The sequence below is a fragment of the Paracoccus maritimus genome (genome assembly GCF_025195095.1).
In the GTDB taxonomy this organism is placed as follows: domain Bacteria; phylum Pseudomonadota; class Alphaproteobacteria; order Rhodobacterales; family Rhodobacteraceae; genus Paracoccus; species Paracoccus maritimus.
The window spans coordinates 170,845-191,277 of the sequence record NZ_JANAVZ010000003.1 but is presented as its reverse complement, the minus strand read 5'-3'; the positions used below and the strand labels follow the sequence as shown (position 1 = coordinate 191,277).

Below are 20,433 nucleotides of genomic sequence, written 5' to 3'. Positions count from 1 at the left end.
CGGTGCCTGACCGCCGGGAAATCCCCGGCGGTCAGGCGCTCTGTTCAGGTCATCGCGGCTTTCAGCGCCTCGGCCTTGTCGGTCTTTTCCCAACTGAAGGCGGTTGCGCCAGCCAGCGCATAAGGCTCGCGACCGAAATGGCCATAGCTGGCAGTCGGGCGATAGATCGGGTGCAGCAGGTCCAGATCGCGGATGATCGCAAAGGGGCGCAGGTCGAACACCTCGCGCACCGCCGCGACGATCTTCTCGTGCGGGACGGTTTCGGTCCCGAAGGTGTTGAGGCTGATCGAGGTGGGTTGCGCCTCGCCGATGGCATAGCTGACCTGAATCTCGCACCGGCTTGCCAGACCTGCCGCCACGATGTTCTTGGCGACCCACCGCCCGGCATAGGCGGCCGAGCGATCCACCTTGCTGGGATCCTTGCCCGAAAACGCACCGCCGCCATGACGGGCCATGCCGCCATAGCTGTCCACGATGATCTTGCGCCCGGTCAGACCGCAATCGCCAACCGGCCCGCCGATCACGAACTTGCCGGTCGGATTGATGAAATACTTGGTCTCGGCCGACAGCCATTCGGCAGGCAGGACAGGCTTGATGATTTCCTCGATCACGGCTTCGCGCAGATCGGCCAGCGAAATTTCGGGGTTGTGCTGCGTGGACAGAACCACCGCGTCGATCGCCTCGGGGCGACCATCGGCGCCGTAGCGCAGGGTGACCTGCGACTTGGCGTCGGGACGCAGCCAATCCAGCGTGCCATCACGGCGGACTTTCGATTGCCGTTCCACAAGCCGGTGCGCGTAGGTGATGGGCGCAGGCATCAGCACGTCGGTCTCGTCACTGGCATAGCCGAACATCAGGCCCTGATCGCCCGCGCCCTGTTCCTCCAGGTTCTCGCGGTCGACGCCCTGATTGATCTCTGGCGACTGCTTGCCGATGATGTTGATGACCGAACAGGTCGCGCCGTCGAATCCGACATCGGACGAGGTGTATCCGATGTCGTTGATGACGCCGCGCACGATCGATTCCAGATCAACCCAGGCATTGGTCGAGATCTCGCCCGAGATGATCGCGACACCGGTCTTGACCATGGTTTCGCAGGCAACGCGGGCGCGCGGATCCTCGGCAAGGATCGAATCCAGAATCGCATCGCTGATCTGGTCAGCGATCTTGTCGGGATGGCCCTCGGACACGGATTCCGAGGTGAACAGTGAATATTCGGTCATGGATCAGTACCGGTAATGGTCGGACTTGAAGGGGCCTTCGGGCGTCACGCCGATATAGTCGGCCTGTTCGCGCGACAGTTGTGTCAGCCTGACCCCGATCTTGTCCAGATGCAGGCGAGCGACCTTTTCATCCAGCGCCTTCGGCAGAATATAGACGCCTGGCTGATATTCATCGCCTTTGGTCCACAATTCGATCTGGGCCAGGACCTGATTGGTGAAGCTGGCCGACATCACGAAGGACGGGTGACCCGTCGCATTCCCCAGGTTCAGCAGGCGACCCTGCGACAGCAGGATGATCCGATTGCCCGAGGGCATCTGGATCATGTCCACCTGATCCTTGACGTTGGTCCATTTGTGGTTCTTCAGCGCGGCGACCTGAATTTCATTGTCGAAATGGCCGATATTGCCGACGATCGCCATATCCTTCATGGCGCGCATGTGTTCCAGTCGGATCACGTCCTTGTTGCCGGTGGTGGTGATGAAGATATCTGCGCTGTCTGCCACGTCTTCCAGCGTCACCACCTCGAAGCCGTCCATCGCGGCCTGCAGGGCGCAGATCGGATCGACCTCGGTGACCTTGACGCGGGCACCGGCGCCGCGCAGCGACGCAGCGCTGCCCTTGCCGACGTCGCCATAACCGCAGACAACCGCCACCTTGCCGGCCATCATCACATCGGTGGCGCGGCGGATGCCATCGACCAGCGATTCCTTGCAGCCATACTTGTTGTCGAATTTCGACTTGGTGACGCTGTCGTTCACGTTGATCGCGGGGAAGGGCAGCAGCCCCTTGCGGTGCAGATCATAAAGACGGTGGACGCCGGTGGTGGTTTCCTCGCTGACGCCCTTGATCGCGTCGCGCTGCGCGGTGAACCAGCCGGGGCTTGCGGCAAGCCGCTTGCGGATCTGTGCAAACAGCGCCTCTTCCTCTTCGCTGATGGGGGTCGCGATCAGGTCGGTTTCACCCGCCTCGACCCGCGCACCCAGCAGGATATACAGCGTCGCGTCGCCGCCATCGTCGAGGATCATGTTCGCGTCGCCATCCGCAAACTGGAAGATCTGGTCGGTATAGGACCAGTATTCCTCAAGCGTTTCGCCCTTGATGGCGAAGACGGGCACCCCGCTTGCCGCGATTGCGGCGGCGGCATGATCCTGGGTCGAATAGATATTGCACGATGCCCAACGCACCTCGGCACCCAGCGCGGTCAACGTCTCGATCAGCACGGCGGTCTGCACGGTCATGTGCAGGCTGCCCGCGATACGCGCCCCGGCAAGGGGTTTCGCCGCGCCGTATTCGGCGCGCAACGCCATCAGGCCGGGCATCTCGGTTTCTGCGATGTCCAGTTCCTTGCGTCCATACTGGGCAAGTTCGATGTCTCGGATGATGTAGTCGGTCACGGGATTCCGGCCTTTCGTCGGTCTGCGGTCAGGCCCGGTCATAGCGGAAGGCGCTGCTGACGAAAAGTCGGATCAGGCGGACGGCCGGGGTTCAAGGAACGTTAAGGCTGCGGCAGAACCCCAGATCTGCCGCAGCCCGGAAAGAGGCAATGCGCTGCCCCTTTCCAACCAGATCGGTCTTCACGGTCGCGTGTCGGCCCAGACAAAAGCCGGCAAGCGGCGGCAAATGGCTGGTCTTGTCGCGAACAGATCAGGGCGCCGTGCTGCGGCGCAGAGAGCCGCGGGCGAATCTGCGTACAAAATCCCGCATGGCAAGCTTTGCGGATTCAAGCGGCGGCATGTCCACATACCATTCGCCCATCCGCTGATCGACCACCATCCGGGCCAGACCATAGGCAAAGCTGCGCGACGACAGCACCATCAGCGCAATATTCTCGTCCTGAGGCAGGTTTCCGGCTTCCTGCGCGCGTTCCAGCATCCGCGTCATCAATTCGGAAAGTGAGTTCAGGTAGCGGCGCAGTTGCGGCGTGCCCAGAGTGTCAAGAAGCTGCTGATCAGACATCAGCCGGAAATGGACCGGATAGGTCTGGGCCCATTCCAGATACGCCTCGCCAAGCGCACAAAATTGCGCGACGGCATCGTCAGGATCGACACGAACGACGGCCTTGGTGCAACTGTCCATCAGCCGGACAAGCGCCTGTTCGGCGGCGGCGATCAGCACGGCCTGCGGGTCGGGAAATATCTCGCTGATTTCAGATACCGGCCTGCCCAGCTCGGCTGCGATCTCATCCAGTTGCGGCCGCACCGACTGATATTCCTGCAGCAGGTCCAGCGCCACCGCAATGGATCGACCGTGCAGGCCGCCGGTTTCTGTCGCGGGGCGTCGCCTTACCATCGCCGCAACCGGTTCTGCGATGTGGTGAATGTCGGACTTGGATGGAATGCCCATAGACATGAGATGTCCTTTCCTGCTGGTCCGGGGTGCCACGGCACGGATCTGGCGATTGCCGGACCTGACGTGCGCACCAGCGGTCGGACGAAGTTTGGTTCGGAGAAATGTCTGGCGCCAATACGCTGGAAAAATACCGCCATGTCCGCGACGACATTGGCAAATGTCGTTGCAGGCAAACCGTGGCGGGATCTGCCAGTCTGTCGGGCCATTGCGATGCGTCTCCGACCTCTAAGACGATCAGTCTAGCACAACATTGTGAAGAAGCGAACCAAGACAAATCGTCAGGTTCGCCTCCAGCTCAGCTGAGTTGCATCGAATTGTCTTTGTCTCTCGCAGGCGATTCGGCTTGGCCGATCGTCAGGCTTCTGCGCGCGACTGCCGTTTGCGTTCATGCGGATCCAGATACCGCTTGCGCAGCCGGATGTTCTTCGGCGTGACCTCGACCAACTCATCGTCGTTGATGTAGGCGATCGCCTCTTCCAGCGACAGCCGGACCGGCGGCGTCAGGCGGACGGCCTCGTCCGTGCCCGAGGCGCGGACGTTGGTCAGCTGCTTGCCTTTCAATGGGTTCACTTCCAGGTCGTTGTCGCGGCTGTGTTCACCGATGATCATGCCCTGGTACAGTTCCTCCTGCGCGCCGATGAAGAACTTGCCGCGATCTTCCAGCTTCCACAGCGCATAAGACACCGAAACGCCGTTTTCCATGCTGATCAGCACGCCCTGACGGCGTCCCTGGATCGAGCCCTTGTGCGGGGCCCAGCTGTGGAAGATGCGGTTCAGCACGCCATTGCCGCGCGTGTCGGTCATGAATTCGCCCTGATAGCCGATCAGCCCACGCGAGGGCACGTGGGCCACGATTCGGGTCTTGCCGACACCTGCTGGACGCATTTCGACCAGGTCGCCGCGGCGTTCGCCGGTCAGCTTTTCGATGACGACGCCGGTATATTCGTCATCGACATCGATGATGGCTTCCTCGATCGGCTCCAGCCGGACGCCGTCCTCTTCGCGGAAGATGACGCGCGGGCGGCTGATCGACAGCTCGAACCCTTCGCGGCGCATGTTCTCGATCAGGACACCCATCTGCAGTTCGCCGCGACCCGAAACGACGAAGGCATCGCCACCGGGCGTGTCTTCGACCTTGATCGCGACATTGACCTCGGCTTCCTTCATCAGCCGTTCACGAATGACGCGCGACTGGACCTTTTTGCCTTCCCTGCCGGCAAGGGGGCTGTCGTTGATGCCGAACGTGACGCTGATGGTCGGGGGATCGATGGGCTGCGAGGGCAGGGCGGTTTCCACCTCGGGGGCGCACAGAGTGTCGGCGACGGTGGCCTTGGCCATGCCCGCGATGGTCACGATGTCGCCGGCCTCGGCCAGGTCGATGGGGGTTTGTGTCAGGCCGCGGAAAGCCAGGATCTTGTTGATGCGGAACTGCTCGATTCGCTCGCCGTCGCGCGACAGCGCCTTCAGCGTGTCACCGGCGCGGGCAGTGCCGGCCTCGACGCGGCCGGTCAGCAGGCGGCCCAGGAAGTTGTCGGCGCCAAGCGTGGTCGCCAGCATCTGGAAGGGCTCGTCGGCGCGGCTGATCTGCTTGGGGGGATCGACATGCTTCAGGATCAGGTCGAACAGCGCCGACATGTCCTTGCGCTCGCCGTCCAGGGACTCGTCGGCCCAGCCACCGATGCCCGAGGCATAGACATGCGGAAAATCCAGCTGATCGTCAGTCGCACCAAGATTGGCGAACAGGTCGAAAACGTCGTTCAGCGCGTGGTCTGGTTCGGCGGCGGGCTTGTCCACCTTGTTCAGCACAACGATGGGACGCAGCCCCAGCGCCAGCGCCTTCGAGGTCACGAACTTGGTCTGCGGCATCGGACCTTCGGCGGCATCAACCAGCAGGCAGACGCCATCGACCATCGAAAGAATGCGTTCGACCTCGCCGCCGAAATCGGCGTGGCCGGGCGTGTCGACGATATTGATGCGCGTGCCCTTCCATTCGACCGAGGTCGCCTTGGCAAGAATGGTGATGCCGCGTTCCCGTTCGATGTCGTTGCTGTCCATCGCACGTTCGGCCACGGCCTGGTTTTCGCGGAAGGAACCGGACTGCTTCAGCAGCTGGTCCACAAGCGTCGTCTTGCCGTGGTCGACATGGGCGATGATGGCGATGTTGCGGATATCCATGGAAGCCTTCCGTTCAAGTCGCGGCTGCCCTAGCGAAACGCGGGCCAAAAGGCCAGACGCAATCGCGTAGGTCACTGCGTCATCGCGTGATGCCGGCGCGCGATCCGGGGCTCAGCGTCCGCCGAAAACCGACCAGCCCATATGTTGGGCAAGCTTTTCCGCCGCCAGGGTCGCCATCTTCGAGTTGCCATAGGCATTCAGGCCAGGCGACCAGATCGCGACCGAGGCCCGGCCTGGCGCGATCAGCAGGATGCCCCCGCCAACGCCCGACTTGCCAGGCAGGCCGACGCGGAACGCGAAATCGCCGGAGCCGTCGTAATGGCCGCACAGCATCATCAGCGCGTTCAACCGTCGCGCCTTCGCGGGCGAGATGATTGACGTTGCGCCGGGCAGTCCGGCGATGGCGCGTCCTGCGCGGGCCAGTTGCACACAGGTCATCTCGATGGCGCATTGGTGGATATAGGTCCCAAGCGCCAATTCGGGCGGATTCTTGAGATTGCCGAACGACTTGAGGTAGTTGGCCAAGGCTGCGTTGCGCCATCCGGTTTCCGTCTCGGATCGCGCTACTGTCTTGTCGATATGGATGTCGTCGTCGTCGGCTGCGGCGCGAACGAAGTTCACGATCTCGGACAAGGTTTCCTTGGGGCTGCGCCCGGTCAGAAGCTCGTCGGTGGTGACGATCGCGCCCGCATTGATGAAGGGATTGCGGGGACGGCCCTGTTCACGTTCCAGCAGCAGAATGGAATCGAATCGCGCGCCGGACGATTCTCGTCCGACGCGCGTCCAGATCTGTTCGCCGATGCGTCCCAGAACGCAGGCCAGCGAAAATACCTTTGAAATCGACTGGATCGAGAAGCGCCGTTCCGCGTCGCCCGCGGTGACGATCGTGCCGTCCGCAAGTGCCACGGCGATGCCGAATTGCGCCGGATCGATTCGGGCAAGTTCGGGAATATAGTCCGCGGGCTTGCCCCAATCGCCCTCTGCACGGATCTCGCCATCGAGGCGTGTCAGAAATTCTTCAAGGTCTGTGTTCATCCGCCCGAGCCCGCCACCGTTTCGCGGGCATCTGGCTAGACTGATTTCATCGTCAAGTCACGCGGCAACGCACGGCCGACACAATCGGTCAGCGCAGTCCGAGGAACGAAAGGATGAACAGCACGATGACGATCAGGCCGACGATATAGATTATGGAATTCATGTGGTATTCTCCTTGTTGGTAACATCCGGCCGCAAGGACCAAATCTGCTGACTTCCTAACGATTGGCCCCGCCTTGGGTTCCCGCTGTATGCCAAGGTCGGGGCTTCAATCCCGCGGCAGCCATGCCAGACCGTGTTCGGTATGGCGGGATGGTTCGTATTCCGCGCTGACCCAGCCGCGATAGCCCGACTGGTCCAGCGCCGCGAAGAACGCCGGATAGTCGATCTGTCCATCCTGCGGCTCGTGCCGGCCAGGATAGCCTGCAATCTGCACATGCCGGACATGTGAAGCGACCCGTTGCCAGGTGCCGATCACGTCGCCGGTGATGATGTGCGCATGATAGGCATCGAACTGCAGGCCCAGATTGGCGGCACCGACCTCGGTGATGATCCGGGCGGCCAGGTCAAAATCCGACAGGTAATAGCCGGGCATGTCGGTTCTGTTGATCGGTTCGATTGTCAGGCTGGCATGGGGCGCGCGCTTGGTGGCCCAACGCAGGTTCCCAAGGAATGTCTCATGTGCCTTCTGCCCCTCGGCGACGCCCGCCATGACATGGATGTGCCGCGCCCTGAGAGCCTGGGCAAAGCGCAGCGCCCGGTCGAAATCGTGACGGAACCGGTCCTCGCGTCCGGGTTCGGCGGCAAATCCGCGCGGGCCGCCCGCCCAGTTCGGTGGCGGCGTGTTGATCAGCACGATCTCAAGCCCGGCCGAAATCGCGGCGCGGGACAACTCGCGGGCCGGGATATCATATGGAAACAGAATCTCGACGCCCTGGAACCCGGCATCGGCGGCCGCCGCAAAGCGATCCTGCATCGGCAGTTCCGTGAACAGCATCGTCAGGTTGGCGGCAAAGCGCGGCATCGTGGCTGTCAGACCTCCAGCGGAAAGAACTGGCCTTCGGACCGCACGCCCGCGCGTCCCCCGGCGTCGTCCTCGGCGGCCGCGGCCAGCCGATAGAAAGTCTTGCGGTCGATCAGCGCCTCGAGGCCCGCGCGCACATGCACATAGGGGCGCGGCTCTGCGCTGTCGCCGCGAATGATGATCGGATGTTCCGCGTCGGCCAGAACCTCATCGCCGACATTGGTCGTGAAGGTGATCCGGTCTGGACCGATCTCGGCGTCGACGGCGACAAAGGGCGCGTCCTCGACCTGAATACCCACCTTCTCGACCGGGGTGACAAGGAAATATTTCCCGTCCTCGCGCTTGAGGATGGTCGAGAACAGCCGAACCATTGCCGGCCGTCCGATCGGCGTGCCCTGATAGAACCATGTCCCGTCGGCACGGATCTGCATGTCCAGATCGCCGCAGAAGGGCGGGTTCCACAGATGCACCGGCGGAAGCCCGCCATCCTTCGCAGCCTTGCTGGCGGCTTCGGCGATACCTTCGGCACTCACGCTATTGTCACTGTGATCGGCCATTCGATATGGTCGCTCCGTCCTGACTTCCCTATGCTCGGGTCTAAAGCAGCGGAAGGGCATTGTCATGGCTTCGGATGAAATTCTGGTGCAGCAGGTCGAGGCGCTGGCCGAACGGCTGACCGACGCACGCGTCAGCGTCGAGAGGCGCTTTGTCGGGCAGCATGCGGTCGTCGAACAGGTGCTGGCGTCGATCCTGTCCGGGGGGCACGCATTGCTGGTCGGCCAGCCCGGTCTTGGCAAGACGCTGCTGGTCGATGTGCTGGCCACCGTGATGGGGCTTCACAGCCAGCGCATCCAGTTCACGCCTGACCTGATGCCCGCCGATATCCTTGGCTCGGAGGTGCTGGACGTGATGCCTGACGGCAGTCGCGCCTTTCGCTTCATCGAGGGGCCGGTCTTCACCCAGCTTCTGATGGCGGACGAGATCAACCGCGCCTCGCCCCGAACCCAGTCCGCGCTGCTGCAGGCGATGCAGGAACGCGAGGTCACGGTCAGCGGTCAGCATCGCCCCCTGGGACGCCCGTTCCATGTTCTGGCAACGCAGAACCCGATCGAGCAGGAAGGCACCTATCCGCTGCCCGAAGCGCAGCTGGACCGGTTCCTGCTGCAGATCGACGTGGACTATCCCGACCGGGATACCGAACGCGACATCCTGCTGGCCACGACCGGGATCGAGGAAGGCGCCGCCCACGCGGCCTTCGACCCCGAGGGCCTGATCGCGGCGCAACGCCTGATCCGGCAGATGCCGGTCGGGGATGCGGTGGTTGAATCCATTCTTGATCTGGTGCGCGCCTTCCGGCCCGGCGCCGATGAGGCAGCGTCCTTCGTTGCCGATACGCTGGTCTGGGGGCCGGGCCCGCGCGCGGCGCAGGCGCTGATGCTGGTCACCCGTGCGCGTGCGGTGCTGAACGGCCGCTTTGCGCCGACCCTTGAGGATGTCGAGGCGATGGCCGCGCCGGTGCTGCGGCATCGCATGGCCTTGTCCTTTGCCGCCCGGGCGCGGGGCGAGACGGTCGATGACGTGATCGGCCGGGTCGCGGCCGACCGCTTTGGCAGCCAGCAGGCGGCATGAGGCGATCTTGACGCCCAATCCCGCCGCACTCAGTCCCGCCGAACTTCGCGCCCGCGCGGACGCGGCCAGCGCCCATCTGCCCGGTCTGATCCTGTCGGCCGAACGGCTGGCCGCGATGGTCGCACCCGGCGCGCACGGGCTGCGCCGGGCCGGACCGGGCGAGGATTTCTGGCAATATCGTCCCGCGCATCCAGGCGATACCGCGCGCAGCATTGACTGGCGCCGCTCGGCCCGGTCCGACGCGCAGTACGTGCGCGACCGCGAGGCACAGACCGCGCAATCGATCGGACTGTGGGTCTCGGCCGGGCAGGGCATGGGATATGGCGGCGGCGCGGACAGGCCGACCAAGGGGCACCGGGCGCAGGTGCTGGCGCTGGCGCTGGCGATGGTCTTGCTGCGGGGCGGTGAAAAGGTCGGCTTGCTGGGTCAGCCGGCACGGGCGGGCCGCGTGCAGGCCGATCGCATCGCCGAGGCCTTCGCGATGGCGGCCACGGCGGCCGATGACAGCGATGCGCCCACCCCCGATCTGCTGCGCCCGAACCGGCGGCTGGTGATCCTGTCGGATTTCCTGACCGATCCCGCATGGGTTCAGGCGCTGCTGGCGCGGGCGGGGGCGTTGGGTGTGCGCGGCGTCCTGATGCAGGTGCTGGACCCGGACGAAGAGAATTTTCCCTATTCCGGCGCGGTCGTGTTTCGGTCGCTGTCGGGCCGGGTGCGGCATGACAGCCGCGATGCCGCCGGGCTGCGTCAGGCCTATCTGACGCGGCTTGCCGAACGCCGCGACTGGCTGCGTGCACAGGCCGACGGCGCGGGCTGGCATTTCGGCCATCACAGCACCGATCACGCCCCGGCGGTCGCGCTTGGCTGGCTGTACCGGGTTCTGGGGGGCTGATGCTGGTTCTGGGTCCCCTTGGTTTCGCGGCCCCCTGGGTGCTGACCGCTTTGATCGCCCTGCCGATCCTGTGGCTGATCCTGCGGGCGATGCCGCCGTCGCCGCGTCGTGTGGCGTTTCCCGGGGTCGCCCTGTTGCTGGGTCTGACCGACAAGCGACCCGAGGCGCGGCGCACGCCTTGGTGGTTGCTGCTGCTGCGTCTGTTGGCAATCGCGGCGCTGATCCTGGCCTTCGCGGGGCCGGTCTGGAAGCCGGTCGTGCAGGGGCCGGCCAGCGGCCCGCTGTTGGTCGTCATGGATGCGGGCTGGTCGGCCGCGCCCGACTGGGCCGCCCGTCAGACCCGCGCGGAACGCGCCCTGACCGAGGCTGCGGCGCAGGGTCGTCCAGCCGCGCTGCTGCTGGCCGACGGTCAGGCCGATCCCGGCCCGCTGCGCTTTGCCCCGGCAGATACGCTGCTGGCCGGGCTTCGTGCCGCGCAGCCGGTGTCGTGGCCTACCACGTTGCCCGAAGACCCGCAGGCCGCGCTGGCCGAGATCCCCGAAGGCCGCCTGTCGGCCCTTTGGCTGGCGGACGGGCTGGATCATCCGAACCGCACGGGCTGGCTGTCGGCGTTGTCCGCACGCGGACCGGTCACGGTCGTGCCACCGCAGCGTGCGCTTCGGGTGCTGAGCCTGCATGACGGTGACACGCCGTCATTGACGCTGACGGCGACCGACGATGGGGCGCCGGGCATTCTGGCCATCGGACCCGATCCGCAGGGGATCGAACGCGAACTGGCGCGGCTGGTGCCCGGCGAGGGCGTTTCCGACAGCGGCATCCTGACCCGTCCGGTCGCCATCGACCTGCCGCCCGAACTGCGCAACCGCGTCACCCGCTTCCAGATCGAGGGCGAAACCCATGCGGGCGCGGTCGTGCTGGCCGATGATCGGGTCAAGCGTCGCAAGGTCGGGCTGGTCGGCGACGCCGACCGGCAGGCCGAAGGGCAACAGCTTCTGTCGCAGCTGTATTATCTGCGCCGGGCGCTGGCACCGACGACCGACCTGGTCGAAGGGGGCTTGGGCGATGTCCTGAGCACCGCCCCCGATGTCATCATCGTCGCCGATCAGGTCGAGATGGCCGAGGTCGGCGAGTTGGCCGAATGGGTGAATGAGGGCGGTCTGCTGATCCGCTTCGCGGGGCCGCGCATGGCCGCGTTCGACCGGCTGATCGACGAGCCGCTGCTGCCGGTGATGCTGCGCCAGGGCGGGCGCGACATCGGCGGCGCGCTGAGTTGGGGCGATCCGCGCGGGCTGGCGCCCTTTGCCGGCGATGGCGTCTTCGCGGGGCTGCGCGCGCCCGACGATGTCGCGGTCCGCGCGCAATTGATGGCACAACCCGCGCCCGACCTGACCGACAGGACGATCGCCGCCTTGTCCGACAATACGCCTCTGGTCACGCGCGACCGGCTGGGGCAGGGGCAGGTGGTGCTGTTCCACGTCACCGCCAATGCCGAATGGTCCAGCCTGCCGCTGTCCGGCCTGTTCGTCGAGATGCTGGACAGGCTGATCGCGACGGCGCGCGTCTCGCCCGCCGACGAAGCTGCCGACGACCGCGACCAACCCTTCTGGACGCCTGAAATGGTGCTGGACGGTTTTGGGCGCGCGGCGCCCGCGGAAGGGTTGGCCCCGGTTCCGGCGACCGACCTTGCGCAGGGGCCGGGCGTCGGTCGGCCTGCTGGCATCTATGCCGCCGGCGACCGGCGCGTCGCGTTGAACGCGGCCGGACCGCTTGCCTTGGCCACATGGCCCGGCGCCACCGTGGAAAGCGCGGCGCAGACGGCGGGCCGCGATCTGAAGGGTCTGCTGATCGCCGCCGCCGCGCTGATCCTTGCGCTGGATGCGCTGGGATCGGCGGCCCTGGCGCGGGGCGGGCGCGTCGCCGCGATGTTGCTGGTGGCGACCTTCGGCATGACCGGCACGCGGGCGGATGCCCAGGATCTGAAACCCGAACTGATGCGCGCCGCCGACGAGGTCGCGCTGGCCTATGTCGAGACGGGCGACGACGAGGTGGACCAGACCTCTTACGAGGGGTTGCGCGGCCTGTCCCTGTCGCTGCGCCAGCGCACATCGGTCGAACCCGGCGAACCGGTGGCGATCGATCTGGACCGCGACGAACTGTCTGTGCTGACCTTTCTCTACTGGCCGGTTACTGCCGACCAGTCGCCGCCTTCGCCCCAGGCCTATCTGCGTCTGAACCATTTCCTGCGTTCCGGCGGCATGATCCTGTTCGACACGCGCGACGGCGATGTGGCGGGCGTCGGCGGACCCGACATGTCCGAGGCGCTGCGCAGCCTTGCCGCGCCGCTGGAGATCCCGCCCCTGGCGCCGGTGCCTGAAGATCACGTCCTGACACGCAGCTTCTATCTGCTGGGGGATTTCCCCGGCCGCTGGAAGGGCAACCCTGTCTGGGTCGAGGCCCCGCCCGCCGGTGCCGAGGCCGCCGAGGGTGTGCCGTTCCGGCAGCTGAACGATGGGGTCAGCCCGGTCGTGATCGGCGCGAACAGTTGGGCCGAGGCCTGGGCCGTCGATGACAACGGTTTTCCGACATTTCCGATCGGCCGGGGATGGGAGGGCGAACAGCAGCGCGAGATGGCCTATCGCTTTGGCATCAACCTGATGATGTATGTGCTGACGGGCAACTACAAATCCGATCAGGTCCATGTGCCGGCATTGCTGGATCGCCTGCGCGTGGAAGAGGAGCTTGGCCCATGATCGGCGATGCGACCGCGCTGCGTTTCGATCCGATCCTGCCATGGTGGGTGGTCGCCGTCCTGGCCGGCCTAGCGCTGCTGGTCGCGGGGTTCGCGTTGTGGCGCGGCTTGCGGGGATGGGCGTGGCGCGGGTTGGCGGGGCTGGCCGCGGGGCTGGCGCTGGCCGGACCCGCGCTGGAAATCGGCAGCCGTACGGGCCTGAGCGACATCGTGATCCTTGTGGACGACCGCTCGGCCAGCCAGGATCTGCCGGAACGCGGCGATCAGACGGATGCCGCCATCGACGGGCTGTCCCGCCAAATCGCCGCGCTGCCCGATACGGAATTGCGGCGCGTGACCGTCGGCGACGATCCCGACGGCACGCTGCTGGGGACCGCCATCACCCGCGCCGTCGCGGCGGAACCCGACGCGCGGCTGGCCGGAGTGATCGCTGTCACCGACGGCCAGATCCATGATCCGGCCATTCTGCCCCAGGACATGCCCGCGCCGTTCCATGTCCTGCTGACCGGACGCGAACAGGACTGGGATCGCCGTCTGGTGATCGAGGAAGCCCCGGCCTTCGGTCTGATCGATCAGGAAGTGTCCGTCCGCCTGCGGATCGAGGATCAGGGCGATGTCCCGGCAGGCTTGCAAGGCCGTTCGGCCAATCTTCGCGTCAGCGTCGATGGCGAGGAGGAACTGTCTTTCGCAGTGCCCGTCGGCCAGTCCCTGACCCTGCCGCTGACGCTGACCCATGCCGGGCAGAATGTCGTGCAGATCGGCTTCGAGGCGCCCGACCCGGCGCAAGGCGATGCCGAGTTGACCGACCGCAACAACAGCGCCGCCATCAGCATCAACGGTGTGCGCGACCGGCTGCGCGTGCTGCTGGTGTCCGGAGAACCGCATGCCGGCGAGCGCACTTGGCGCAACCTGCTGAAATCCGATGCGGCGGTCGATCTGATCCACTTCACCATCCTGCGCCCGCCCGACAAGTCCGACGGCGTGCCGGTGAACGAATTGTCGTTGATCGCCTTTCCGACGCGAGAGTTGTTCCTGCAGCGGATCGATGATTTCGATCTGATCATCTTCGACCGTTACCGCGTCCGCGGCATCCTGCCGCCGGATTATTTCCAGAACATCACCCGCTATGTTCGCGACGGCGGCGCGATCCTGGTCGCCGCCGGTCCCGAAATGGCCAGCGTCGAAAGCCTGAACCTGTCGCCGCTGGGTTCGGTCCTGCCGGCGCGTCCCACGGGACGGATCATCGACCAGCCCTTCACGCCAGAGCTGACCGAGGACGGTCGCCGTCATCCCGTCACCGCCGGTCTGCCGGGGGCGCCCGATGGCGATGACGGCAGCGCGAGCGACGGGGGCGATGGGTGGGGACGCTGGCTGCGCATGGCCGAGGTCGAACCTGACCCGCAGGCACAGGTCGCCATGACAGGGGCCGAGGACAAGCCGCTTCTGATCCTCAGGCGCGAGGGCGAAGGGCGCGTGGCGATGCTGACCTCGGATCAGGTCTGGCTGTGGGGCCGGGGCTTCGAGGGCGGCGGGCCGCAACTGGAGATGCTGCGCCGCATCGCGCACTGGTCGATGAAGGAACCCGAGCTTGAGGAAGAGGCCCTGCTGGCCGATGTCTCGGGCGGGATGGATGTCCGCTTTACCCGGCGCACCATGCAGGACAGCGCCGGGCCGCTGACCATCACCCGCCCCGACGGAGAGACCGAGGAACTGCCTCTGACCGAAGCCGGTCCCGGCCGTTTTGTCGCCGATTGGACCGCGCCCCAGCCGGGGCTGTATCACCTGCAGGACGGCGATTTGCGCCGGGTGCTTGCCTTGGGTCCGGCGGCGCCGCGCGAATTCGAACAGACGGTCGCCAGCGCCGATACGCTGTCGCCGCTGGTCCAGAAGACCGATGGCGGCGTGGTTCGTTTGTCCGACGGCGTCCCAGACCTGCGCACCGTCGCGCCTGGCCGCAGCGCGCATGGCCGTGGCGTGGCGCGCGACTGGATCGCGATCACCCCGCGCGAGGCGGCGACGGTCACCGGGCTGCAACGGCGGCCCATCCTGCCGGGCTGGGCCTGGCTGCTGTTGATCGCGGGGCTGATCGTTGCGGGATGGCTGTCCGAGGGGCGCGCGGGGCGCGGCAGCCCGGGCGGCGGCGGCCTGCCGAACGATGCCGCGGGCGCGGGCGGGCGCGGCTGAGAAGCTTGCCAAGCCGTGGCCGCGTTGCTAACCCGACAGAAATCGCCGAAGGATCGCAAATGGCTGACGCACCGCGCACCCCCGCCCCCCATACCGAGGCCGATCTGTCGCTGATCAAGCGGATCATTCCTCATCGCTATCCGTTCCTGTTCATCGACAGGGTCCGCGACATCGTCCCGCATGAAGGCGGCGTCGGCATCAAGAACGTTACCTGCAACGAGCCGCATTTCCAGGGTCATTTCCCGGACGAGCCGGTGATGCCCGGAGTCACCATCATCGAAGCCATGGCGCAGACGTCCGCGGTGGTGGTGGGCATCAGCATGAACATCATCGACCAGCCGCTTGCGACCTATTTCATGGGCATCGACAAGTGCAAGTTCCGCCGCATGGTGGTGCCCGGCGATGTCCTGGAACTGCACTGCAAGGCGCTGCGCGGCGGCGGCAGGATCTGGAAATTCGAGGGGCGTGCGCTGGTTGACGGCCAGCTTTGCGCGTCGGCCGAATTCACCGCGATGATGGCCCTGAAGGCCGATGGCTGATGGCTGAGACCCATATTCATCCGACTGCCGTGATCGAGGACGGGGCGCAACTGGGCGCCGGGGTCCGGATCGGACCGTTCTGCGTGGTCGGCCCGCAGGTGCGGCTGGATGACGGGGTAGAGCTGAAATCGCATGTCGTCGTCACCGGCGACACCTCGATCGGTGGCGAAACGACGATCTTCCCATTTGCCTCGATCGGCGAGGTTCCCCAGGATCTGAAGTTTCGCGGCGAACATGTGCGGCTGCAGATCGGCGCGCGCAACCGGATCCGCGAATACGTCACCATCAATCCTGGCACCGAGGGCGGCGGCGGAGTGACCGTGATCGGCGATGACGGTCTGTTCATGGCGGGCAGCCATGTCGCGCATGACTGCCGGATCGGCAACGGCGTGATCCTGGTCAACAATGCCTCGGTCGCAGGACACTGCCATCTTGAAGATGACGTGATCATCGGCGGGCTCTCGGGTGTTCACCAGTGGGTCCGCATCGGGCGCGGCGCGATGATCGGCGCGGTGACGATGGTGACGGCAGATGTAATCCCTTACGGGCTTGTGCAGGGACCGCGCGGTCATCTGGACGGGCTGAATCTGGTCGGACTGAAACGCAGGGGTGCCAGCCGTGCCGAGATCATTGCGCTGCGCGATCTGCTTGCCGCGCTTGGGCAGGGATCGTTCCGTGACACCGCGCGCGCACGCTCAGGGACCGAGGTGACCGGGATGGAGCGCGATGTGCTGGATTTCATCCTTGGACCCTCGGACAGATCCTTCCTTGCCCCGAGGCCCGCATGAGCCGCGTCGCCGTCATCGCCGGTCAAGGCCGGCTGGCCCCGGCCGTGATCGCGGCGCTGGATGATCCGCTGGTCTATGCGCTGGACGGTTTCGCCCCGGATGTCGCGGCGACACCATTCCGACTGGAACGGCTGGTCCCGTTTCTGGACAGCCTGATCGAGGCCGGTGTCGAACGGGTGGTCTTTGCGGGCGCGATCCGCCGCCCCCGGCTGGACCCCGAGGCATTCGATCCGCGCACCGCGCAGCTTGTCCCGCGCATCCTCGGCGCGATGCAGTCGGGCGATGATGCCGCGCTGCGCGAAGTCCTGAAGGTCTTCGAGGAAAACGACCTGACGATTTGCGGCGTCGACGAGGTGATCCCCGACCTGATCCCATCCGAAGGCGTGCTGGCGGGAACTGTGTCCGATGCCGACCGGCGCGACGCCGACCGCGCCGCCGCGATCCTGACGGGCCTTGGCCCGTTCGATATCGGGCAGGGCGCGGTGGTGGCACAAGGCCTGTGCCTTGCCATCGAGACGCTTCCGGGCACTGCCGCGATGCTGGAATTCGCCGCTGCCCATGCCGGGCTGCGTCCCAATCCGAACGGCGCAAGAGGGGTCTTCTACAAGGCGCCCAAGCCCGAGCAGGATCGCCGGGTCGATCTGCCCACGATCGGGCCGGACACGGTCACCCAGGCGGCCGCGGCCGGCCTTGCGGGCATCGTCTGGCAGGCCGGCGGCGTCATCCTTCTGGATCGCGACGAGGCCCTGCGACGCGCCGATGCGGCCGGGCTGTTTCTTTGGGCACGCGCCTGAGCGGATATCCTTGCAGCGAAGAAAAGCTGGCGTCTTCTTCTTTGCTCAAATACCCAGAACGCAACGCAGCAACCGGAAAGCACGCATGAAGTTCTTCCTGATCGCGGGCGAGGTTTCGGGCGACCAACTGGGCGCGGCCCTGATGGCCGGGCTGAAGATCTTGCTGCCCGAGGCACGGTTCTGTGGCGTCGGCGGACCGTTGATGCAGGCTCAGGGCATGGAAAGCCTGTTCCCGATGGACGAGCTGAGCCTGATGGGGATCTGGGAGGTTCTGCCGAAATACCGGCATCTGAAACGTCGCATCGCCCAGACCGCGCAGGCTGTCACTGACGCGGCGCCGGACGCGCTGATCACCATCGACAGCCCGGATTTCTGTCTGCGGGTGGCCCGCGCCGCGCGCGCAATAAATCCCGATCTTTGCACCATCCACTATGTCGCGCCGTCGGTCTGGGCGTGGCGGCCGGGCCGCGCGCTGAAGATGGCGCAGGTGATCGACCATGTGCTGGCGATCCTGCCGTTCGAGCCACCCTACATGCAGGCAGCGGGAATGAGCTGCGATTTCGTCGGCCACCCGGTCGCCACGGCCGAGATCGGCGGCCCGGATCAAGCGGGGCTTTTCCGCGCCGCGCATGGCATCGCGCCCGATGCACCGGTGGTTCTGTGCCTGCCCGGATCGCGCAATTCCGAGGTCCAGCGGCTGGCCGGGCGGTTCGACGAGGCGCTGATGCGCCTACGCGACCGCGTGCCCGAGATCCGGGTCGTGCTGCCGACCGTGCCGGGCGTCGCCGCGATGGTGCGCGACATGGCCCGCCGCTGGCCGACATCGCCCATCGTGGTCGAAGAACCCGACGAAAAGATCGCGGCCTTCGCGGCGGCCGACCTGGCGCTTGCCGCGTCGGGCACGGTCAGTCTTGAACTGGCGGCGAACCGGATTCCGATGGTGATCGGCTATGACATGGCACCGCTGAGCCGCCTGGTCCTGAAAATGCTGCTGCGAACCGACACGGTCACGCTGGTCAATCTGGTCAGCGACACACGGGCTGTGCCTGAATTCCTGGGCAGCGCCTGCCAGCCCGGCCCGCTTTCGCACGCACTTCAGGATGTGCTGGAGGACATGGCGACGCGCAAGGCGCAGCTGGACGCGATGGATCTGACGATGGACCGCCTTGGCAAGGGAGGTGAGGCGCCGGGTCTGCGCGCGGCGCGCTCGGTCCTGGGGGCGGTTACAGCACCGCGGTCACGATGATCTCGACCTTGTAATCGGGCGTCGCCAGCTTTGCCTCGCCGGTGGCGCGGGCGGGCGCGTGACCCGGCGCGACCCAGGCGTCCCAGACCTTGTTCATCGCTGCGAAATCGGCGGCCATGTCGGCCACCCAGATCTGCGCCGAGACGATCCTGGTCTTGTCGGTCCCGGCTTTCTTCAGCAGCGTGTCGATCTGCGACAGGATCGCGCGGGTCTGGTCCTCGGCCGATTTGCCGGGTTCGCCCACCTGGCCTGCCAGCCAGACCATGCCACCCGCGATAACCGCCTGGCTCATGCGCTGGCCACTTTCGATGCGTTTGATGTCGGTCATGTCGTCATACTCCTTTGAAAAGACGCCAGAAGAAAATCGCAGTCATGCCGAAACCGACCGCTGCGATCAACAATCTCAGGGCAGGTCGCGGGATGCGCCGTGCCACCGGTGCGCCGGCATATCCGCCGATGATCGTGCCCGCCGACATGATGGCCGCGGGGCCCCAGGCGATCTTGCCACCGATCGCGAAGACCACAAATGCAATGACGGACAGCGCAAAGGACAGCCAACTTTTCAGCCCGTTCATCTGATGCAGGTCGGTCATGCCCCACATCGCGAACACCGCCAGCATGACGATCCCCAGCCCGCCGTTGAAATAGCCGCCATAGATCGACATCGGCAGCAGGACGCCCAGCCCGAACGGCGTGACCACCGATCGCCAGCGTGCGGCAATGCGGCGCACGGTATCGGCCCAGTAGAAGACGATCGTGGCCAGCAGCAGCAGGAACGGCACCAGCGCCGAGAATGCCTCATTGGAACTGATCAGCAGCAAGCCGCAGCCAGCGGCGCCCCCGATCATCGTCCACGCCGTCAGCTTCAGCATCGGCGCGCCGGACATCCGGGCGATGTCGCGGCGAAACCCGACCGTCGCCGCCAGATATCCCGGCAATGCCGCGACCGTCGCCGTTGCGTTCGCGGCGACCGGCGGAATTCCGGTGAAGACCAGCGCCGGAAACGTGATGAACGTCCCGCCGCCCGCGACGGCGTTCAGCACGCCCCCTATGATACCGGCCAGAAACAGCAAGGCCAACTCAGCCATCTTGGCCTCTCGGAACAGCGGGGGTCGGATGCCCGTGTCGTATCGTCATTCCGCAACGGGTCTGGAATGGCCCTGGCCGCGATTCGGTGAAGTTCATGTCGATACGGGTCCGCGCCAGAAAGGTCTGTGGCGCTGATCGCCAATTCACGATCATCTAGCGCAATTCGACCGGCGACGTCCAGAACGCGCCGCGCCTGTCTGGTCAACCTTCTGAGGGAAAATGGTGCGGGTGGAGGGACTTGAACCCCCACGCCTTGCGGCGCCAGAACCTAAATCTGGTGCGTCTGCCAATTTCGCCACACCCGCATATGTCGTCAACTGCCTGAAGGCGATTGAACTACGGCGCAATACCAGAACTGAAATCGGCACGCGAGGGGAAAAATTCACAATCAAACGCGCCCAAAAGAGGGATGATCGGACCAGACCGGACATCAATGAGGGCGCAGAAATCAAACAACCGGGCGGCAATACTCGTAAAACGCAACACACGCCGCCCGGTCGTTAGGTGCGTTATGTCTTAGTCCGGCGCGGCTGTCAGCCTGTACATTTAGACAAAGATTCGGCCGCTTCTTGCCGGGCGTCTCACTGAAAGATGGCAACGGTACGATCTCGCTACACCCAGTCGCTTGAAACCGAGCGCATTTCTAAACCTGAAGGCGAAGTGCCCGCGAGCTTGCTTCTGCAGTTTTGGGTGTCGCAACGGCCTCGTCGGCGCGC

The 20,433-nt window shown here is 65.5% G+C and carries 17 protein-coding genes and 1 tRNA gene; 8 read left to right on the top strand and 10 right to left on the bottom strand.

Annotation, left to right across the window (positions count from 1 at the left end; translation table 11 throughout):
• Window positions 1-44: 44 nt before the first annotated feature.
• The 7 genes from metK to MU516_RS06600 all read right to left on the bottom strand — a co-directional run bounded on the left by metK (window position 45) and on the right by MU516_RS06600 (window position 8,364).
• Window positions 45-1,223: a methionine adenosyltransferase gene (metK, locus tag MU516_RS06630; protein WP_209058276.1), complete on the bottom strand. Its 1,179-nt coding sequence runs from the start codon at window positions 1,221-1,223 to the stop codon at window positions 45-47.
• 3 nt (window positions 1,224-1,226) lie between these two features.
• Entirely contained in the window at window positions 1,227-2,660 is a 1,434-nt protein-coding gene (gene ahcY, locus MU516_RS06625; protein ID WP_425606815.1) for an adenosylhomocysteinase, read from the bottom strand.
• A gap of 208 nt (window positions 2,661-2,868) precedes the next feature.
• On the bottom strand, window positions 2,869-3,573 hold the full coding sequence (locus MU516_RS06620) for a TetR-like C-terminal domain-containing protein (protein ID WP_260276432.1): 705 nt from the start codon (window positions 3,571-3,573) through the stop codon (window positions 2,869-2,871).
• 354 nt (window positions 3,574-3,927) lie between these two features.
• Entirely contained in the window at window positions 3,928-5,748 is a 1,821-nt protein-coding gene (gene typA / locus MU516_RS06615) for a translational GTPase TypA (protein ID WP_260276431.1), read from the bottom strand.
• Window positions 5,749-5,859: 111 nt separating this feature from the next.
• On the bottom strand, window positions 5,860-6,783 hold the full coding sequence (locus MU516_RS06610) for a glutaminase (protein WP_260276430.1): 924 nt from the start codon (window positions 6,781-6,783) through the stop codon (window positions 5,860-5,862).
• 268 nt (window positions 6,784-7,051) lie between these two features.
• A complete protein-coding gene (locus MU516_RS06605; RefSeq protein ID WP_260276429.1) occupies window positions 7,052-7,807 on the bottom strand; it encodes a hydroxypyruvate isomerase family protein in 756 nt (251 codons plus the stop codon).
• A gap of 8 nt (window positions 7,808-7,815) precedes the next feature.
• Window positions 7,816-8,364, bottom strand: a complete 549-nt coding sequence (locus MU516_RS06600) for a DUF1285 domain-containing protein (protein WP_260276428.1) — start codon at window positions 8,362-8,364, stop codon at window positions 7,816-7,818.
• A 64-nt stretch (window positions 8,365-8,428) separates the two neighbouring features.
• Between MU516_RS06600 and MU516_RS06595 the strand changes: the two genes are divergently transcribed.
• The 8 genes from MU516_RS06595 (at window position 8,429) to lpxB (ending at window position 18,628) form a co-directional block, all read left to right on the top strand.
• Window positions 8,429-9,436 carry an AAA family ATPase gene (locus tag MU516_RS06595; RefSeq protein WP_260276427.1) on the top strand — a complete coding sequence of 336 codons (1,008 nt, stop codon included), beginning with the start codon at window positions 8,429-8,431 and terminating at the stop codon, window positions 9,434-9,436.
• 4 nt (window positions 9,437-9,440) lie between these two features.
• Window positions 9,441-10,328 carry a DUF58 domain-containing protein gene (locus MU516_RS06590; protein ID WP_425606824.1) on the top strand — a complete coding sequence of 296 codons (888 nt, stop codon included), beginning with the start codon at window positions 9,441-9,443 and terminating at the stop codon, window positions 10,326-10,328.
• Complete coding sequence (locus tag MU516_RS06585) at window positions 10,328-13,078, top strand: DUF4159 domain-containing protein (RefSeq protein ID WP_260276425.1); 2,751 nt, start codon at window positions 10,328-10,330, stop codon at window positions 13,076-13,078. The genes MU516_RS06590 and MU516_RS06585 overlap by 1 nt, the downstream gene beginning before the upstream one ends.
• Window positions 13,075-15,261, top strand: a complete 2,187-nt coding sequence (locus MU516_RS06580) for a hypothetical protein (protein ID WP_260276424.1) — start codon at window positions 13,075-13,077, stop codon at window positions 15,259-15,261. The genes MU516_RS06585 and MU516_RS06580 overlap by 4 nt, the downstream gene beginning before the upstream one ends.
• Window positions 15,262-15,320: 59 nt before the next feature.
• Window positions 15,321-15,800 (top strand): 3-hydroxyacyl-ACP dehydratase FabZ, encoded by a 480-nt coding sequence (gene fabZ / locus MU516_RS06575; protein ID WP_260276423.1) that lies wholly within the window; start codon window positions 15,321-15,323, stop codon window positions 15,798-15,800.
• A complete protein-coding gene (gene lpxA / locus MU516_RS06570; protein ID WP_260276422.1) occupies window positions 15,800-16,588 on the top strand; it encodes an acyl-ACP--UDP-N-acetylglucosamine O-acyltransferase in 789 nt (262 codons plus the stop codon). Before fabZ ends, lpxA begins: the two co-directional genes overlap by 1 nt.
• Window positions 16,585-17,382 (top strand): LpxI family protein, encoded by a 798-nt coding sequence (locus MU516_RS06565; RefSeq protein ID WP_260276421.1) that lies wholly within the window; start codon window positions 16,585-16,587, stop codon window positions 17,380-17,382. The genes lpxA and MU516_RS06565 overlap by 4 nt, the downstream gene beginning before the upstream one ends.
• A gap of 85 nt (window positions 17,383-17,467) precedes the next feature.
• Complete coding sequence (lpxB, locus tag MU516_RS06560) at window positions 17,468-18,628, top strand: lipid-A-disaccharide synthase (protein WP_260276420.1); 1,161 nt, start codon at window positions 17,468-17,470, stop codon at window positions 18,626-18,628.
• On the opposite strand, the gene MU516_RS06555 is transcribed toward lpxB, so the two are convergent.
• The 3 genes from MU516_RS06555 to MU516_RS06545 all read right to left on the bottom strand — a co-directional run bounded on the left by MU516_RS06555 (window position 18,606) and on the right by MU516_RS06545 (window position 20,022).
• Window positions 18,606-18,956, bottom strand: coding sequence for a RidA family protein (locus MU516_RS06555; protein WP_260276419.1), 351 nt, complete (start codon window positions 18,954-18,956; stop codon window positions 18,606-18,608). The genes lpxB and MU516_RS06555 overlap by 23 nt on opposite strands.
• A 4-nt stretch (window positions 18,957-18,960) precedes the next feature.
• A complete protein-coding gene (locus tag MU516_RS06550; RefSeq protein ID WP_260276418.1) occupies window positions 18,961-19,716 on the bottom strand; it encodes a sulfite exporter TauE/SafE family protein in 756 nt (251 codons plus the stop codon).
• 221 nt (window positions 19,717-19,937) lie between these two features.
• A tRNA-Leu gene (locus MU516_RS06545) sits at window positions 19,938-20,022 on the bottom strand.
• Between the last annotated feature and the right edge of the window lie 411 nt (window positions 20,023-20,433).